The following is an 18763-nucleotide window of genomic DNA, read 5'->3' as shown; positions in this document are numbered from 1 at the left end:
AGTGAAATTAATGTAAAATTGTAGCAAAAATTTCTTTTCTATCCAAATTTGCTTTAGAAAAACGATAAATTTAGGTTAAAGAAGAGATGAATTTGAAGGAAAAAAATGTTAGATGTGATTTTTAGAGAATATGATATAAGAGGACTTTATGGCAAAGAACTGAATGAAAAAAGCGTTAAAGCTATAGGTTTTTGCTTGGGACAAACCATGCTAAATAAAGGCTGTAAAAATGTAAGTGTGGGCTATGATGCAAGATATAGTGCAAATGAGCTTTTTAATTATCTGGTGAGTGGACTTAACAAAGCGGGAATAAAAATCTATGATATAGGGCTTGCGCCAACTCCATTGGGGTATTTTAGTCTTTATGAGGGCTTGAAATTTGATGCAAATGTTATGATAACAGGCTCTCATAACCCAAAAGATTATAATGGTTTTAAAATCACTATCAATAAAGAAAGTTTTTTTGGCGTAGAGTTAAAAGAGTTTTCAAAAGAAGTTTATAAGCATTTAAATGATGATATTGAAGAAAATTTAGAAGTAGAAAAATACGATATTTTAAGCCTTTATGTGAAATTTATATGTGAGCAATTTAGCTTTTTAAAGGATTTTAATTATAAATTTGGTGTTGATTGTACAAATGGTGCGGCTGGAGTAGTGATAGAGCCTTTAATCAAGGCTTTAAATTTAAAAGCTCATGTAATGTTTGCAGAGCCTGATGGACAGTTTCCAAACCATGCCCCAGATCCTACAGAAGAAGAAAACTTAAGTGCGATTAGAGAATTTTTAAATCAAAATCAAGATTATTCTTTGGCTTTTGCTTTTGATGGGGATGCTGATAGAATGGTTGCTTTAAGTAAAACTCATGTATTTTGTGGGGATGAGCTTTGTTATTTGTTTGCTAAAAATATCCCTAATCCACGCATTTTAGGCGAGGTAAAATGTTCTAAAAATCTTTTTGATGAAGTGGCTAAATTTGGAACTATTTTTATGGGAAAAACAGGACATTCTAATATCAAAAAAATGATGAAAGAAAAAGATATTGATTTAGCTGCTGAGGTGAGTGGGCATATTTTCTTTAAACATAGATATTTTGGTTATGATGATGGAATTTATGCATTTTTAAGAGCCTTGGAGCTTGTTTATAAAGGTTTTGATCTAGAAAGTATGATTAGAGCTTTACCAAAACTTTATACTACACCTGAAATTAAAATTCCTGTAAATGAAGAAGAAAAATTCAAACTTGTGGAAGAATTTCAAAAAGAGATTGAAAAAGGAGCTTTAAAAGGTGTTAAAAGTCTTTGTGAAATTGATGGAGCTAGGATAGATTTTGGCGATGGATGGGCTTTACTTCGTGCATCTAACACCAGCCCTTATCTTATCACACGCTTTGAGGCAACGTCTTTAGAAAGAGCAAAAGAGCTTGAAAGTATGGTATTTACTTTATTTGATGATATAAAAGCTAGATTTAAGAATTGATGAGATAATATTTCGCGATTTAAATTTATCTTAAAAAGGAATAAAAAATGAAAAAAATACTTGTTCTACTTACGCTATGTGCTTTTGCTTTTGGTGCAAGTGAATGCGATAAAAAAATTGATCGTATTAATAAAGAAATCAGTTTTTCTAAAGCACATAATGACACAGCTAGAACTTTAAGTTTAGAACTTGCTTTAAAGCAAGTGCAAAATGATTGTACTAAAGATCCTATGTTTTATGATAAAAAACTAGAAGCTAAAAAACTTAAAGAACAAGAAGTGGAAAAAATCGAAAAAGAACTTGATGCTTTAAAAGAACAAAAAGATTATATGAGTAAGGCTGAGTATAAAGCTAAAAAAGAAGCTTTAAAAGAACAAAAAGAGAAAATCAAAAAAGAAATTAAAGAATATATCGATAATCTCTAAAAATTAAAAGGCTAATTAAATTTAGCCTTTTTAAACCCTACCTTTTTTAAGATTTTCTAATAATTCTTCTATATTATAAATTCCTCTGTGTTCTGGTGTTAAAAGATGGATTAAAATATCACCAAGATCAATCACGCTCCATTCTTCACTACTATCTATGTTTAAAAATTCCTCACCTTTGGCTTTAAGTCGTGTTTTAAGCTCATCGATCAAAGATAGAGCGTGTTTTTCTCCTAAAGTAGCTGCGATAATGACATATTTTACAAAGTATTCTTGCTCGCTCATGTCAATGGTTTTGATATTTTCAGCTTTTTTTTCATCTAAAATTTTAACGATTAAATCTATTCTTTCTTGCATTATTGTCCTTTAATTTTTGAAATTGTATCAATTTTTTTGTAATTTTTCATAATATTTTTTTACTTCATCTTTAATTTCTTCACAAACCTCATTTGTATTTAAAGTGTCGCGTATGAAAGAAGAAGCGATTTTTTTATTGGTTTTTAAATCTTTGAAATTCTTAGGAATTCCTATATCATTGCGATTGGCAATAACAAATTCTACTAAAGAATTGAGTTTTTCAAAATCATGCCAAAGATGAAGTTTTTCTAAATGATCTGCGCCAATTAAAAGATAAAATTTACTAGGATTATAAAGCTTATAAAGATACTTAACACTTTCTATGCTAGGAACAGGGCGTTTTTGCCTGATTTCAAAATCGCAAATTTCAACTTTTGGCAAATGTCCCCAAAGTTTTTTAACCCATAAGAATCTTTGCTTTTCATCAGCACTAAAACTTTGTTTAAAAGGATTGATATAAGTAGGCATAATAATAAGTTTATCAATATCTAATTTTTCCAAAGCCTCTAAAACAACGCTATTATGACCATTATGCGGTGGATCAAAACTGCCACCAAAAAGTGCTATCTTCATTAAAATTTTAACCTTTTTTTTGTAGAATATTAGCATTATATTTTGCAAAAGGAAATTAAATGGCTGTAAAAGTTGCTATAAATGGTTTTGGACGCATAGGCAGATGTGTTGCAAGAATCATCTTAGAAAGAAATGATATTGAGCTTGTGGCGATAAATGATACTACGGATATTGAACTTACAAAATACCTTTTTAAATACGATACAGTACATGGTGAATTTAAAGGCAGTGTTGATAGTGAAGGCGATGATTTAGTGGTAAATGATAAAAAAATCAAAGTATTTAAAAGTCGCAATGTAAAAGATCTTGACTTTGCAAAACACGGCGCACAAATTGTTTTAGAGTGCACAGGAGCGCATTTAACTATGGCAAAAAGTCAAGAATTTATAGATATGGGAGTACAAAAAGTGATCATGAGTGCTCCTGCAAAAGATGATACTCCTACTTATGTTTTAGGAGTAAATTCAGAACTTTACAAGGGTGAAAGCATTATTTCTAATGCAAGTTGTACAACAAATTGTTTAGGTCCTGTTTGTCGTGTTTTACAAGATAATTTTGGTATAGAAAAAGGACTTATGACAACAATACATGCTTATACAAATGGACAAAGTATTATTGATGCTAAAGCTAAAGATAAACGCCGTTCTCGTGCTGCAGCGCAAAATATCATTCCAACTTCTACAGGCGCAGCAAAAGCTATGAAACTTGTTATGCCTGAACTTAATGGCAAGCTTCACGGACAAAGTATGCGTGTGCCAGTGATTGATGTATCAAGCGTGGATTTAACTGCGCAGCTAAGCCGTAAAGTCAGCAAAGATGAAATCAATGAAGCTTTTAGAAAAGCTGCAGCTACAAATTTAAAAGGCATTTTAATGGTGGATGATGATGAAAGAGTTTCAAGCGATTTTATCACTTGTTCTTATGGAGCTATTGTAGTAAGCGATTTAACTCAAGTGATTGCGGATGATTTTATCAAGGTGATTGCTTGGTATGATAATGAATGGGGTTATTCAAGTCGTCTAGTAGATATGGCAGTATATATTGCAAATAAGGCTTAATCATGAGTGATATTATTTCTATAAAAGATATTGATTTAGCTAAGAAAAAAGTTTTTATAAGATGTGATTTTAATGTTCCTCAAGATGATTTTTTAAACATCACTGATGATAGACGCATAAGATCAGCTATTCCTACGATAAGATATTGTTTGGATAATGGTTGCAGTGTGATTTTAGCCTCTCATTTAGGGCGTCCAAAAGAAATTAGCTCCAAGTATTCTTTAGAACCTGTGGCTAAGCGTCTTGCTAGACTTTTAGATAAAGAAATTATTATGGCAAAAGATGTTATCGGCGAAGATGCAAAAACCAAAGCTATGAATTTAAAAGCAGGTGAAATTTTACTTCTTGAAAATTTACGTTTTGAAAAAGGCGAAACTAAAAATGATGAAAATTTAGCCAAAGAACTTGCTTCTATGGTTCAAGTTTATATCAATGATGCTTTTGGAGTATGCCATAGAGCACATTCTAGCGTGGAGGCGATTACTAAATTCTTTGATGAAAAACACAAAGGTGCAGGATTTTTACTCCAAAAAGAAATTGATTTTGCAAGCAATCTTATCAAACATCCAGCACGTCCTTTTATCGCTGTTGTTGGAGGTTCAAAGGTAAGTGGAAAACTTCAAGCATTGACAAATTTATTACCAAAGGTAGATAAATTAATCATAGGTGGAGGTATGGCATTTACTTTTTTAAAAGCCTTAGGTTATGATATAGGAAATTCACTTTTAGAAGAAGAACTTTTAGAAGAAGCTAATAAAATTCTTACCAAGGGTAAAAATTTAGGAGTGAAAATTTATCTTCCAGTAGACGTTGTAGCTGCTCCTACGTGCTCACAAGATGCGCCGATGAAATTTGTTCCAGTGCAAGAAATTCCAAATGGTTGGATGGGTTTAGATATAGGACCTGCAAGTGTGAGGCTTTTTAAAGAGGTGATTTCTGATGCGCAAACGATTTGGTGGAATGGACCTATGGGTGTTTTTGAAATTGATAAATTTTCAAAAGGTAGCATTAAAATGAGTCATTATATCAGCGAAGGACATGCAACTTCTGTTGTTGGAGGCGGTGATACGGCTGATGTGGTTGCGCGTGCAGGTGATGCAGATGAAATGACTTTTATTTCCACTGGAGGTGGTGCTTCTCTTGAACTTATAGAAGGTAAAGAACTTCCAGGCGTAAAAGCTTTAAGATCTAAGGAAAATGAATGATCTTTGCTGCAAATTTAAAATGCAATCACACAAGAGCAAGCTTTAAAATTTATGCTGAAATTTTAAATAAAACCATGGGAGCAAAATGTGATGATATTATCGTTTTCCCACCTAGTGTAGCATTTTTAGAAAATGAAAATAACTTCATACAAGGAGCGCAAAATTTTTATCCTTGTGTTAATGGTGCTTTTACAGGCGAGCTTGGAAAAGAGCATTTGGACGAATTTGGGATCAAATGTGTTTTAATCGGGCATTCTGAAAGAAGAGCTTTAGGAGATGAAGAATTTATTAAGGCTAAATTTGATTTTGCTAAAGAGCATGGTTATAAAATTGTTTTTTGTATAGGTGAAAATTTAGATACAAAAAATTCAGGCAAGACTTTAGAGTTTTTAAAAAAACAACTTGAAATTATTGATTTAAATTATGAAAAACTCATCATCGCTTATGAGCCTATTTATTCTATAGGAACGGGAGTGAGCGCACAAAGTACAGATATCGCTAAAGTGCTTGAATTTTTAGCGAGTTTAACCAAGGTACCTTTGCTTTATGGTGGAAGTGTGAATGAAAATAATATCAAAGAAATTTTAAGTGTAAATCATTGTGGTGGAGTTTTGATAGGCTCTGCAGCTTTAAAAGTAGAAAATTTTATAAAATTAATCAAAGGATAAAAGATGATTATGAAGGGTAAAAAAGGCCTTATTGTAGGGGTTGCGAATAATAAATCTATCGCTTATGGCATAGCAAAAGCATGTTTTGATCAAGGAGCCGAGCTTGCTTTTACTTTTTTAAATGATGCTTTAAAAAAACGCGTAGAACCTATAGCACAAGAGTTTAATTCTAATTTTGTTTATGAGCTTGATGTAAATAATAACGAGCATTTAGATTCTATCGCTGAAAAAATCAAAAAAGATTTAGGCGAGATTGATTTTGTAGTGCATGCGGTTGCTTTTGCTCCAAAAGAAGCTTTAGAAAATTCTTTTTTAGAAACTTCAAAAGAAGCTTTTGATATAGCTATGCAAACTTCTGTGTATTCTTTACTTTCTTTAACACGTTCGCTTTTACCTATTTTAAAAGATAAGGGTTCGATTTTGACTTTAAGTTATCTTGGTGGGGTTAAATATGTACCTCATTATAATGTTATGGGTGTAGCAAAAGCTGCACTTGAAAGTTCTGTGCGTTATTTGGCAAGAGATTTAGGGGTAAAAGGAATTCGTGTTAATGCTATTTCAGCAGGTCCTATTAAAACTTTGGCAGCAAGTGGAATAGGGGATTTTAGAATGATTTTAAAATACAATGAAATCAATTCTCCTTTAAAACGCAATGTTAGTATAGAAGATGTAGGCAATTCGGCTATGTATTTACTTAGTGATTTAGCAAATGGTGTTACAGGTGAAATACATTATGTTGATGCAGGATATAACATCATGGGTATGGGCGATGTTGAAAAAAATGAAGAAGGGCAAACTGTTCTTTGTTGGGATAATCAAAAAGGATAAAAAATGGCAAAGCTTAGCAATGAAGAATTAAAAAATATACTTGAAGATCGCATTAAAAAACTTGAGAATTCTACTTTAAAAGAGGATAAGGTTATCAATGAAGAAAGTGTAAAAATTCTTGCTAGGCATTTATCTTTAGGCAATGAAATTCCAGCTCTTGCTCAAAGATTTTTTCAAATCGCACCTAAAACAAAGTTAGTATGGCTTCATCTTTGTGAATGTACAGGGTGTAGCGAGAGTTTGTTGCGTGCGGATTTACCAAGTTTTGATGAATTAGTTTTTGACTTTTTTTCTTTAGAGTATCACGAAACTTTAATGGCGGCAAATGGGACAAAAGCTGAAGAGCTTTTAGAGTATGTTTTAGAAGAAGATTTTATTTTAGCGGTTGAAGGTGGTGTTGCAGCCATTGATACCTTTTTTCTTACTATAGGAGCGCAAGGAGAGAGTGGCTATGAAATTTTAGAAAAACTAGCCGCTAAAGCCAAGGCTATCTTTGCAGTGGGTACTTGTTCAAGTTATGGTGGTATTCAGGCTGCTTATCCAAATCCTAGTAAAACTTGTGGTATTAGCGAAGTTTTAAGTCAGAAAGTAGTAAATATTCCGGGTTGTCCTCCAAGTGATATAAATATCATTGCGACTTTAAGTTTTTTTGCTTTATTTGGAGTTTTGCCTGAACTTGATGAGCAAAATCGTCCTGTGTGGGCTTATGGTAAATGTTTGCATGATATATGTGAAAGAAAGGCGAAATTTGAAAGTGGGATTTTTGCTGAACATTTTGACGATGAAGCTGCAAAGAATGGAGCTTGTTTATTTAAGATAGGTTGTAAAGGACCTTATACTTACAACAACTGTCCTAAAGTGAAATTTAATGCTAAAACTTCTTGGCCAGTGGCTGCAGGACATGGTTGTATAGCCTGTAGTGAGAAAAATTTTTGGGATGAGTTTGGGAATTATGAAAAACCTATGGCAAATATTTTTTCTTACGCTAAACTTTGCAATGAAGAGTTAAAACAAGAATTTTTTCTAGAAGAGCAAATTAAAATTTTAGAACAAATAGATTTTGAATTTGAAAGCAATATAAAACTTATTTTACAAAATATAGCTAAAAATAAATTAGGTGCTTCGCTTGTAGAAAATTATAAAAAATCCTTTGAGAAAAACTATGCTTTTATAGAACAAAATTTTGATGAAAATCCTATGCCTTCAAAAGATTTTTGGAAATATCTTGAGATGAGTTTTATTTTGGTTAAAGGCGCATTTTTAAAAGATAAGAATGATTTTTTAATTGCGGCAAAAAATTATGCTTTTAAACATGCAAGTCCTTATGATTTTAAGTTAAATATGAATGCTGAAAAACCAAAGCTTGATGTGAGTAAATCTTTTCGTATGACTTTAATCTATCTTTGCGGTGGGCTTGATTTTGAAGGTATTGCTTATAGTATTTTAAAAGCTTTTGAAGATAATATTACTAAAATTTCATCATTAAAAGCAAGTTAATTTAATAAAATTTTAGCAATATGAAGCCCTATAAAAGCTACTATATAAGCACTTGTGCAGGTAAAAAGAAAGAGAAAGAGAGTATATTTTAGTTTTCCACTTTCTTTTGAAAAAACTATAGTTGCTGCAAAGCAGGGATTATAAATCATTACAAATAAAATAAAAGCCACTGCACTTGGTATAGGTATATTTTTGGCAATAATTCCTTTTAAATCATTATTTGTTTCATCTACATCTTTTCCTAGTGAATAAAGTACTCCCATAGTTGAAATCATCACTTCTTTAGCGGCCAAACCACTGATTAAAGATACGCTTAATTTCCAATCTAACTCAAGGGGTTTAAAAATAGGTTCTATGCCTTTGCCAAATTGTCCTAGATAACTTTGTTCTATAGCTCTTTCTTGAGCGTTAAAATCATTTAAATTTTCTTCATTTTTTGGAAAATTGCTAGCAAACCATATGAGCAAAGAGGCTAAAAGTATGAAAGTTCCTGCTTTTTTAAGATACATTTTGGCTTTATTATAAACCATAAACCAAACTAAATGCCAATTTGGCATACGATATTTTGGCATTTCCATAACAAAAGGTTCATCAAGTCCACGAAATGCTGTCATTCTTAAAAATTTTGCAGCACAAAGTCCTAAAATCGCACCTAAAATATAAATTCCAAAAAGATAATTTCCTGCTTTTTCACTTGGATAAAAAGTACCGATAAAAAGCACATATACAGGAAGTCTTGCCTCACAACTCATAAAATTGATCACAAAAAGAGTTAAAAGCCTATCTCTTTTGTTCTTAAGAGTGCGTGTAGCCATAAAAGCAGGTACCGAACAACCAAAACCAGTGATTAGCGGAATAAAACTTTTACCATGCAAACCAAATTTATGTAAAATCCCATCAAGTAAAAAAGCTACTCTTGACATATAGCCTGTGGTTTCTAAAAGAGCTATGCCTAAAAATAAAATCATTATATTAGGCAAAAAAAGTATCACAGCACCAACACCTGCGATAATCCCATCAGCCAAAGCTGAAGCGATAAAGGTATTAGAAATATTGTTTTTAACAAATTCACCTAAGGCATTAAAGCCTGATTCTATATAATCCATAGGAATTTGCCCTAAGCTAAAGGTGAGTTGAAATAAAAGCCACATTAAAAATAAAAATATAGGTAAGCCAAAGAATTTATGGATAAGTAAAGCATCGATTTTTTTGGTTAAATTTCTTTCTTCTTTTTTGTGTGTAATAATTTTTTTTGAAAGTTCATTAATAAAATATAATAAATCTTCTTTTTCCGGACTTTTTTCGCAAAGCGGAGTGTAAAATTGAGATCTTGGAATAAATTTACTTTCAAATAAAATAATAATTTTTTGCAGCAAAAGTTCTAAATTTTCTTTTGTTTTTGCTGAAATTTCAACAACTTGACTTTGAAATTCTTGGCTTAAAATAGAAGTGTCAAGCTCTATACCTTCTTTTTTGGCTTCATCGCACATATTTAAAGCTAAAAGCATTTTTTTATTAAGACTTAAAAGTTCTGCACTAAGGATAAGATTGCGTTCTAAATTGGTAGCATCTAAAACATTAATAATAACATCATAGTCATTTTGATTTAAAAAATGACGTGTGATTTTTTCTTCTTCGCTATATCCATCTAAAGAATAAGTTCCTGGCAAATCAATGACTTCAAATTCATAGTTTTTATAAAAAGTTTTTGCGCTTGCTTTTTCTATAGTAACTCCGCTAAATTTCCTACTTTCATATTGGCTTTGCAAAGTGCATTAATAAGAAGACTTTTGCCTACATTAGGCTGACCTACAAGAGCTATTTTGATTTTTTTCATATAAGATTCACTTCTATGGTTTTAGCTTCATCAGATCTTAGGATAACACAACTTGTATCAAGTTCTACCATTATGGTGGCATTTTTTAAAGAGGAGTGAATTTTTTTCAAGTTTTTATTTTTAATAAATCCAAAGCTTAAAAGTCTATTTTTGAGTTCTTTGTGAGCGTTTAAATTGACAATAATAGCTTTTTGTCCATCTTTTAACTCGTTTAAAGTCATTGTAATTCCTAAATTAATAATAAATATTATAATAAAAAAGTGTAATGAAATTATCCTTTTTGTAAAAAGAAGGATAAATATTTAAAAAGAAAAGTGGTTTAAATTTTCTAGATTGATGATTTGATCTAGAATTTTGTTAGCTTTAGCATTATCAAGGTAAATTTGTGCATTGGCTAAAAATTTAGCTTTTAATTCTTCAAAACTTAATGGATTATCAAAATTACCTTTATTGATAAAAACATCTTTTTGGATTATGCGTCCATCTTGCAAACTGGCTTCTAAATGCCCTGGAAAGTATTTTGGAAAGCCTTGAGATTTCCTTTTTTCGTAACTGATTTTTTTAGCAAATTCTAGTACTTCTTCACGCTTTAAATTTTCATAAGATTCAAGAGTGATTTTACCATCGAAAAAACCCAAAGCCATTAAAAAGGGCATAGAAAATTTAGCTTCATAAGCACTTTTTGGAGTGTATTTAGCCTCTAAAGAATCACAAATAAAAGCGATAGGAACTTCATCAACAAAACAATGGATACTTTTTATCTCATCAGCTTTTAAACCATCATTTTTTAAAGAAATTGCACAGTCAATAAGTCCATGTGCAAAATGACAGCTTGGATAAGGTTTAATCGACACTTGCATAATTTGCCAAATTTCTCCTAAGGCTTTGTTAAGTTCTGTTTTATCGCATTCTTCTTCTATGCCAAAACATTTAAAGATATTATCCCTACCTTCAAAAATACTCAAAGGTCCACTCATATGGTTTTTAGCAAAATGAGCTACTATAATACCGTTTTTAATAGCATTAGCAATATGTAAGACCTTAGAATTTGAGCCATTTGACAAAAATTCATTAACCCCACTTGCAAAGCTTCCCGCAAGTCCTAAGGCATTGACGATTTGCTTTTTCTCTAAATCAAGCAAAACAGCCACCGCACTCACTCCACCAAAAATTCCTGCAATAGCCGTTGTATGAAAGCCTCTTTTATGAAAGCTTCCCTTACTTGCTATACCGACTCTAGCAGCCACTTCCCAGCCTACTATAAAAGCTTTGATGATTTTTTTCGCATCTTTGCTAACATGAAAACCATAACTTAAACAAAGTGGAGTTAAAATGGCACTAGCGTGCAAAATCGCTTCTGTATGCGTATCGTCAAAATCTAACGCATGAGAAGCAATGCCATCTAGCATGGCTGCGTATATAGGATCTAATTTTTGATCACTCACCCAAATAGGCGTGTTTTTAACTAGACTTAAAGCGTCAAAGGCTTTAAAAGCGTTTAAAACGCATTCTTCCTTACTTGCTGCTATAGCTGTTCCAAGGCTATCAAGCATAAGCTCTTTAGCCCTTTGAACAACTGCATCAGGGATATTTTCATATTTAAGATTGAAAATAAAATCCGCTAAAATTTCACTATAGAACATGATTTTTCCTATTTTAAGATAGCACTATTTTTGATTTTTGCCAAAAATTCATCGACAAGTTTTGGTGCATATCCTACATAAGTGCTAGCATCAAGCAAGGCATCGATTTCTTTTTCTTTTAATACCTTAGATACTCTTTTATCTGCAAGTAAAACTTCTTTAAAAGTTTTTTGTTTTTCTATACCTAGCATAGCATTTTCATAAACGATTTCGTGAGCGTGCTGCTTACCATAATGATCGCTCAAAGCAAACATCACGCGTTCGGCTAAAACAAAGCCATTAAGGGTGTTGAGATTTTTAAGCATTTTATCTTTTTTTACTTCTAAATCACTAAGAGCGAATTTCATATTTGCTAAAACCACAGAAAGCATTAAAAACATTTCAGGTAAAAGCTTCCATTCCATTTTCCAAACTTGACCATCTCTTTCATGTTCATGTCTTTCAATATCACTTAAAATGGCTAAATTTGCTTTAAAGGCATTGCTTACTGTAACTGCATTTTCGCTTACTGCAGGATTTCTTTTGTGTGGCATAGTGCTTGATCCTACTTGTCCTTTGCCAAAAGGTTCAGCAACTTCATCAATTTCATTATGCGAAAGGATTAAAATTTCATGAGCGATTTTGTTAAAAGTGGCATTAATATTACCCAAAACAAAACCAAGTTCTATAAAGCGGTCTCTTGCTGGCTGCCAAGAGATATTAGGCACATCAAGTCCTAAATTTTCTAAAGTGAGTTTTTCTACCTCATTGCACTCATCGCTTAAACTTGCTTTAGTTCCTACAGCACCTACTATACTGCCTACATAAAGTCTTTTTTCAAGCTCAAGTATTCTTTCAAAATGGCGATCAAGCTCACTAAGCCAAATGGCAACCTTATGTCCAAAAGTAATAGGCAAAGCCTGAAGCGCTAAAGTTCTTCCCATCATAGCAGTATTTTTATGGGTTTTAGCTAGTTTCGCCAAGGCTTTTGCGATAGCTTTTAATTCACTTTTTACCAAAATCATCGCTTCTTTAAACTGCAATACAAGCCCCGTATCAATGACATCTTGAGTGGTTACTCCAAAATGCACATATTCACCCAAATTATCATCGCAAGCTTTTTCTAATCCTCTTACCGTTGGCACTAGGGGGTGCTTAGTCTTTTTATATTCTGCGAAAATGAAATCCATATCCATAAATTTATAATGTGCTTTTTTAGCAATTTCATCGGCAGCTTTTTTAGGGATAATTTTAAGTTTTGCTTGTGCTTTTGCTAAAGCTGCTTCAACATCGAGCCATTTTTGTATGCGGTTTTGTTCGCAAAAAATAGCACGCATTTCTTGCGTGCTCCATGAGTCTGCTAGTAATCTATGATCAAATACGCTAATTCCTGTCATCTTATCTCCTTATTTTTTAATACTATCAAAAGCTTGTGTTAAATCAGCAATTAAATCTTTAGTATCTTCAAGACCTATATGAAATCTTACAAATGGCCCTCTTGCACTTAGGTCTGTTGCAGTTCTTGGCGGAGTTGTTACTGTGGCTAAACTTTCATAGCCACCCCAACTAGCACCTATGGAGAAAAATTGCAATAAATCTACAAATTTAATCGCATCATCTTTAGTGTAATCTTCTGCAAATTCTATGGTAATCATGCCATTTGCACCTTTATGATCACGCATGAAAATTTCATGATTTGGGTGGGATTTGAGTTTTGGATAGAAAATTGTTTTAATTTCTTTTCTGCTTTGTAAAAACTCTACAATTTCATCAGCACTTTTTTCGTGAGCTTTCATTCTCACATCTAAGGTTCTCATGCCACGAAGCACTAAGTAAGCATCATCAGGACTTGTTGTAAAGCCTAAAGCTTCTGGAAGTTTGTCAAAATTTTTCCACTCTTTTTCGTTGATTACTACTATACCCATGGTTACATCAGAGTGTCCGCTAAGATATTTTGTAGCGGCGATAACTGAAATATCCACTCCAAGTTCTAAAGGATTTAGAAAATATCCACTAGAATAAGTATTGTCAATCGCTACAGGGATATTGTAAGAGTGGGCGATTTTACAAAGCTTTGGTAGATCTATGATTTCATAAAGTATAGAACCTGGACTTTCACATAGGATAAGCTTGGTATTAGGTTTGATTTTTTCTTCTACATCACTTGCATCAGCTTTTAAAAAATCAATTTCAACTCCCATTTTGTCTAAAAATAATTCGCAAATCGTTCTTACAGGCCCATAAATTGCATCAGTGATTAAAAAATGTGCATCTTTGCTTGCATAGTTTAAAAGCACCATAGCTAATGCTGCAAGTCCTGTTGGGAAAAGTTGTGCTCTATAACCACCCTCTAGAGTGCAAATAAGTTTTTCAAGTTCAAAATTGGTTGTTGTTCCTCTAGCTCCATAACTTAAAACACGATCTGTTTTTCTTAATCCTCTGTATTTTTGCCAAGTTGCGTGATCTTTAAAAAGTATGGTTGATGCACGCATAAGTGTAGGATTGACTGATCTTACTTCAGCGCCTTGATCGCCTCTGCCACAATGAATAAGTTTAGTTTTTGAGTTCATTTTTTCTCCTTTTTAAAGATAGATATAAGTCATAATAACATTTACAATAGCCGCTACAAGCATAGGAATAGCTGTTCTTTTAACCACGGCAAAAGGACTTACTCTTGCAATAGCTGAGATAGCTAAGATCGCTAGTGCAATAGGACTAACACATCTTCCAAAGCCCGTCATGATTTGAATCGGTGCTATCATAGTGATAGTTTCAACTCCAAAGTGTTTTGCTATATTTGGGATAAGTGGGGCAAAGCTAAAAAATGCCGCATTTCCTGAACCCATTAAGAAAGCACAAACCGCAAGTAAGATTGAAACAGCGATAATAATAGCCAAAACTCCAAATCCTGCATTTTTGCAAAATTCTATTAAAGTATCTACAAAACCTACAGATAAAAGACTACTTGCAAATACTTGACCACAAACGATGAGTGAAACTGTGATAACAAATAAATGTCCCATTCCTTTAAAGAAAATCATCATAGAATTAAGAGTTTCTACTATACTTTTATAGCGTATCATTTCAAAAATAATAGCCACAAAAGTTGAAATCACCATTGCTACTGGAACATTCATTTTAATTGCAGTGCTAGCAGCTGCTTTAACTTCTTCAGCGCTACTTATTCCCATTAAAACCAAGATGCTATCAAGCATGGAACTAAATCCTAGGATTAAAACCAAAGGAATTATAGGTAAAATCGCATAAATTCTAGGAGGCTTTTTAAGTTCTTTTTCTTTACCTTCATTTTCATTTAGTTCTTTTTTCAATTTCTTGCGCATTGAAGACAAAATTATCTTTTTTGTCAAAAAATTTATTGCAAAGATATATTGCAATACTTACAGCTATAATGATAGGCAAGGTTGTAGGGAGTTGATAATGAACAAAATAAATTGCAGGATCAACTTCAGCTTTTTCTGAGGCCATGATCACATTTCCACTTCCAGGTCCATGATCGATATATTGACAAATAGCAATCACACTTAAGGCAGAAAGTTTTGAAACACCAGAGCGTACAAGTATAGGATACATAGTAACCATAAGTAAAAGTGCCAAGCCTGCGTGAGAAGGGATGAAAAGAACTAAAAATTGCACGATAAAATAAGCAACTATGAGTAAAACATAAGGAGATTTTACGGCTTTTAAAGGTTTTTCAAAAACTTTAAAAAGTGCATAAGAAGCCCCTACATGATCCATATAAGCAGAAAAACCTGCTATAGTCATAAGTGTAAGTCCAAGCTCTGCTAATGTACTTGACATGGTTTGATTAAAAACTTGAAAAATATCAAAAAAACCTAGATTTAAAGAATCTTTGGTAACAATGTGTGGAGAAAGTCCAAAAATAGCAGCTAAGGAAAGTAAAAGCAAACCACTTAAAAGCAGTGCCATGTGAGCATTGATTTTTTTATAAAGCATAAAAACAAGTAAAAAAACACTAAATAAAGAAAAAACAATACCTAGCATATTTTATCTTTTTTGAGCGATGATCTCTATCTCTACTTTAGCTTTTTTTGGTAGATCTTTTACTGCAAAAGCACTTCTTGCTGGATAAGGAGCTTTAAAAAATTCAGCATAAATTTCATTAAATGCTACAAAATCATTAATATCAGCTAAAAAGCAAGTGGTTTTAACCACTTTATCATAACTGATACCATTTTCTTCTAAGATAGCACCGATATTTTTCAAAGATTGTTTGGTTTGTTCTTTGATATCATGGCTTTCTATTTCGCCTGAATCAGGGTTGATAGGAAGTTGTCCTGATATAAATAAAAGTCCATTTACTTCTCTGTAAGCTGAGTATGGACCAATGGCCTTTGGATAGTTTGACATGAATTCTCCTTTGTTAAATATAGATTAAGCAGAATGCATTTTATCACTACAATAATAATTTGTCAATAGTTTATTATCATAATAATAAAATTTTATTTTTAAGAAATGTTTTAAAGTATAAAGAGTAGAATTTAATATTATATTAATTTTTTATTGAAGGCAGTTTTATGGATGAGGGACAAAAACAACAATTTATAAAGTTGACATATTTTTTAGGAGAAGTTTTAGGTGAGCAATATGAGATAGTTTTTCATGTAATTACTGAAGATGGGGCCTATATTGCAGCAATTGCTAACAGTCACATTAGTGGAAGAAGTTTAGATTCTCCCTTGACTGCTTTTGCAAGTGAGCTTATGCAAAATAAAAAATATTTAGAAAAAGATTTTTTATGTGATTATAAGGCTCTTATTGGAAAATCAAAATTAATTAGAGGATCTACTTTTTTTATTAAAAATCATGACAAATTAGTAGGTATTTTGTGTATCAATCATGATACTAGCATTATGAGAGATTTAATATGCAAGATGATTGATTTAGAAAAAATTGGAGATATGGGTGATATTTTAGGAAATATTAGTTTTTCTCAAAATGATTCAAGTATAGAAACATTAAGTCACTCGATAGAGGATATTTTAGTTCAAAGCGTAGATTCTAGTTATTTAAATTCTGATTATCAATTAAGCATTACTCAAAAAGAAGAAATTGCTGAAAAGCTATATGAAAAAGGTATTTTTAATATAAAAGGGGCGGTTCCTATCGTAGCAAAATTTTTAAAAATTTCAGAACCTAGTGTCTATAGGTATCTGAAGAAATTTAAAAAATAACTAAAATTTTTTGATAAATTTTAGTATTTTTAGGCTTATTTTCTTTAAAAAATTATTTTTAGATTTTTTGAGTAAAAATTCTGCCACATCTTTGCGTCCAAACATAATAGCAAAAGTATAAGGTGTCATTCCTAAACCATTGTTTTCATCAATATTTGCTCCATATTTAACTAAAAGTTCACACATAGGTAAGTATCCTTTAAAACAAACTCCCGCTAATGGGGTTTGTCCACGATCGTTTTTTTCATCTACTTTTGCACCTTTTTCTAAAAGCATTTTAGCGCTTTCATAAGAATTATTATAAGCTGCAAGCATAAGCAAGCTATCGCCTTTATGAGTTTTTAAATTTACATTTAAACCTGCTTCTATCATGATTTTAAGATTTTCACATTCATTATTTCTTGCAAAATTAAAAGCCATTTTGCAAAGCTCTTCAAATCTTTTTTCTTCTTCTAAACTAAGAGTTGTCATTGTTTTTCCTTAATTATTATAATCTTTAGTTTGCCACCAAAAGTGGCAAGTAAAAATTATTTTTCTAAAGCTTTTTTAATTCCTTTTGCATAATCAGGTGAAATTTTTTCAAAATGTTCTAAAGCTCTAGTGATAATTTTTTCATCAACTCCCTCCATAGAAGCGGCGATATTATGAAAAAGTTGAGTTTTTTGATCATCATTCATAAGATTAAATAAAGCTCTTGGTTGAGTATAAAAGTCATTATCTAGTGGAGTATATCTTTGTGCTACGCCTTCTAAGACTAAATCAGGTTCAAGATAGCTTTTGTCTTCTTTTGGGCTATTATCATAGCTGTTTGGTTCATAATAAGCAGCATCATTTTTATAACTATCAAAATTCATAGCACCAGCGACATTGTAAGTATTCACTTCGCTTTTTGCACGATTTACTGGTAAAAGATGATAATTAGTTCCTATTCTATATCTTTGTGCATCAGGATATGAAAAAATTCTAGCTTGCAACATTTTATCAGGGCTAAAGCCAATTCCAGGAACGATATTGCTTGGACTAAAGGCAGCTTGTTCAACTTCATTAAAATAATTTTGAGGATTTTTGTTTAGAATCATTTCGCCTATATCCATCAAAGGCACAAGACTATGAGGCCAAATTTTTGTTAAATCAAAAGGATTAAATCCAAGTTTTTCTATATCTTTTTCAGCAAGAATTTGAACTTGAACTTTCCATTTTGGAAAATCTTTATTTTCTATAGCATTATAGAGATCTCTTTGATGACTTTCTCTATCTTTTGCTATAAGCTCGGCAGCTTCTTGGTTGGTAAGATTTTTAATCCCTTGTTGGGTTTTAAAATGGAATTTCACCCAAAATCTTTCATTTTTATCATTAATAAAACTATAAGTATGGCTTCCAAATCCATGCATATGACGATAACTTGCAGGAATTCCTCTATCGCTCATAAGAATGGTTACTTGATGTAAACTTTCAGGACATAAACTCCAAAAATCCCAAGCAGCATTATTACTTCTTAGATGAGTTCTTGGATCTCTTTTTTGAGTATGAATGAAATCAGGAAATTTATACGCATCACGGATAAAAAAAGTTGGAGTATTATTTCCTACTAAATCCCAGTTTCCTTCTTTGGTGTAAAATTTAATGGCAAAACCTCTCACATCACGCTCAGCATCTGCTGCACCTGCTTCACCTGCAACAGTAGAAAAGCGTAGGAAAAGAGGAGTTATTTCTCCTTTTTGAAATATTTTTGCCTTAGTATAAGCAGATAAATCAGCGGTGATTTTTATTTCTCCATAAGCCCCACTTCCCTTGGCATGAACGGTTCTTTCTGGAATTCTTTCTCTATTTTGATGAGCAAGTTTTTCAAGCAAAAGATAATCTTGCATAAGCAAAGGTCCTTTTGCGCCTGCACTTAATGAATTTTGGTTATCGGCTATAATGTTTCCAAAATCGTTAGTTAATTTTTTCATTGTTTTCTCCTAAATAATAAATTTTATTAATTAGTAAATTATATCTATTAAA

At 32.0% G+C, this 18763-nt stretch carries 16 protein-coding genes and 3 pseudogenes; 8 read left to right on the top strand and 11 right to left on the bottom strand.

What is annotated here, in order from left to right; genetic code table 11:
- Positions 1–86 precede the first annotated feature (86 nt).
- Both pgmL and AJ882_RS01565 read left to right on the top strand, forming a co-directional pair.
- Positions 87–1476: pseudogene (gene pgmL, locus AJ882_RS01570) on the top strand (phosphoglucosamine mutase PgmL).
- 47 nt (positions 1477–1523) lie between these two features.
- A complete protein-coding gene (locus AJ882_RS01565) occupies positions 1524–1901 on the top strand; it encodes a DUF1090 domain-containing protein (RefSeq protein ID WP_002869577.1) in 378 nt (125 codons plus the stop codon).
- A gap of 30 nt (positions 1902–1931) precedes the next feature.
- Here AJ882_RS01565 and rsfS read toward each other — a convergent pair whose 3' ends face one another.
- Positions 1932–2258 (bottom strand): ribosome silencing factor, encoded by a 327-nt coding sequence (gene rsfS / locus AJ882_RS01560; protein ID WP_002874401.1) that lies wholly within the window; start codon positions 2256–2258, stop codon positions 1932–1934.
- Positions 2259–2285: 27 nt separating this feature from the next.
- A complete protein-coding gene (nadD, locus tag AJ882_RS01555; protein WP_002780449.1) occupies positions 2286–2831 on the bottom strand; it encodes a nicotinate (nicotinamide) nucleotide adenylyltransferase in 546 nt (181 codons plus the stop codon).
- 59 nt (positions 2832–2890) lie between these two features.
- On the opposite strand from nadD, the gene gap reads away from it, so the two are divergent.
- From gap to AJ882_RS01530, 5 genes are read left to right on the top strand one after another with little or no spacing between them, the layout of a single operon-like run.
- Positions 2891–3889 carry a type I glyceraldehyde-3-phosphate dehydrogenase gene (gene gap / locus AJ882_RS01550; RefSeq protein ID WP_011049976.1) on the top strand — a complete coding sequence of 333 codons (999 nt, stop codon included), beginning with the start codon at positions 2891–2893 and terminating at the stop codon, positions 3887–3889.
- Positions 3890–3891: 2 nt separating this feature from the next.
- Positions 3892–5094, top strand: coding sequence for a phosphoglycerate kinase (locus AJ882_RS01545; protein WP_011049975.1), 1203 nt, complete (start codon positions 3892–3894; stop codon positions 5092–5094).
- Complete coding sequence (locus AJ882_RS01540; RefSeq protein WP_002859678.1) at positions 5091–5762, top strand: triose-phosphate isomerase; 672 nt, start codon at positions 5091–5093, stop codon at positions 5760–5762. Before AJ882_RS01545 ends, AJ882_RS01540 begins: the two co-directional genes overlap by 4 nt.
- Before the next feature lie 3 nt (positions 5763–5765).
- Complete coding sequence (fabI, locus tag AJ882_RS01535) at positions 5766–6590, top strand: enoyl-ACP reductase FabI (protein WP_002923484.1); 825 nt, start codon at positions 5766–5768, stop codon at positions 6588–6590.
- A gap of 3 nt (positions 6591–6593) precedes the next feature.
- On the top strand, positions 6594–8087 hold the full coding sequence (locus AJ882_RS01530; protein WP_011049974.1) for a hydrogenase small subunit: 1494 nt from the start codon (positions 6594–6596) through the stop codon (positions 8085–8087).
- On the opposite strand, the pseudogene feoB reads toward AJ882_RS01530, so the two are convergent.
- From feoB to AJ882_RS01495, 7 genes and pseudogenes are all read right to left on the bottom strand, one after another.
- Positions 8084–9924 (bottom strand): annotated as a pseudogene (gene feoB, locus AJ882_RS01525) (ferrous iron transport protein B). The gene AJ882_RS01530 and the pseudogene feoB overlap by 4 nt on opposite strands.
- A complete protein-coding gene (locus AJ882_RS01520; RefSeq protein WP_002779147.1) occupies positions 9921–10145 on the bottom strand; it encodes a ferrous iron transport protein A in 225 nt (74 codons plus the stop codon). The pseudogene feoB and the gene AJ882_RS01520 overlap by 4 nt, the downstream one beginning before the upstream one ends.
- Positions 10146–10226: 81 nt before the next feature.
- Positions 10227–11567 (bottom strand): MmgE/PrpD family protein, encoded by a 1341-nt coding sequence (locus AJ882_RS01515; RefSeq protein WP_011049973.1) that lies wholly within the window; start codon positions 11565–11567, stop codon positions 10227–10229.
- A gap of 8 nt (positions 11568–11575) precedes the next feature.
- Positions 11576–12943: an adenylosuccinate lyase gene (gene purB, locus AJ882_RS01510; RefSeq protein ID WP_011049972.1), complete on the bottom strand. Its 1368-nt coding sequence runs from the start codon at positions 12941–12943 to the stop codon at positions 11576–11578.
- A gap of 9 nt (positions 12944–12952) precedes the next feature.
- On the bottom strand, positions 12953–14116 hold the full coding sequence (locus tag AJ882_RS01505) for a trans-sulfuration enzyme family protein (protein WP_011049971.1): 1164 nt from the start codon (positions 14114–14116) through the stop codon (positions 12953–12955).
- 12 nt (positions 14117–14128) lie between these two features.
- A pseudogene (gene dcuC, locus AJ882_RS01500) lies at positions 14129–15521 on the bottom strand (C4-dicarboxylate transporter DcuC).
- A 51-nt stretch (positions 15522–15572) separates the two neighbouring features.
- Entirely contained in the window at positions 15573–15935 is a 363-nt protein-coding gene (locus AJ882_RS01495) for a RidA family protein (RefSeq protein WP_014517285.1), read from the bottom strand.
- A 167-nt stretch (positions 15936–16102) separates the two neighbouring features.
- On the opposite strand from AJ882_RS01495, the gene AJ882_RS01490 reads away from it, so the two are divergent.
- A complete protein-coding gene (locus AJ882_RS01490) occupies positions 16103–16759 on the top strand; it encodes a transcriptional regulator (protein ID WP_002867288.1) in 657 nt (218 codons plus the stop codon).
- On the opposite strand, the gene AJ882_RS01485 is transcribed toward AJ882_RS01490, so the two are convergent.
- Together AJ882_RS01485 and AJ882_RS01480 are read right to left on the bottom strand one after the other, a co-directional pair.
- Positions 16760–17230, bottom strand: coding sequence for a Cj1386 family hemin-binding protein (locus tag AJ882_RS01485; RefSeq protein ID WP_002858381.1), 471 nt, complete (start codon positions 17228–17230; stop codon positions 16760–16762). It lies immediately after the preceding gene.
- Between the two features lie 56 nt (positions 17231–17286).
- A complete protein-coding gene (locus tag AJ882_RS01480; RefSeq protein WP_011049970.1) occupies positions 17287–18711 on the bottom strand; it encodes a catalase in 1425 nt (474 codons plus the stop codon).
- Between the last annotated feature and the right edge of the window lie 52 nt (positions 18712–18763).

The organism is Campylobacter sp. BCW_6461 (assembly GCF_001762735.1).
GTDB lineage: Bacteria > Campylobacterota > Campylobacteria > Campylobacterales > Campylobacteraceae > Campylobacter_D > Campylobacter_D jejuni.
The sequence above is the reverse complement of the archived record's forward strand: the minus strand, read 5'-3'. Positions and strand labels throughout refer to the sequence as shown.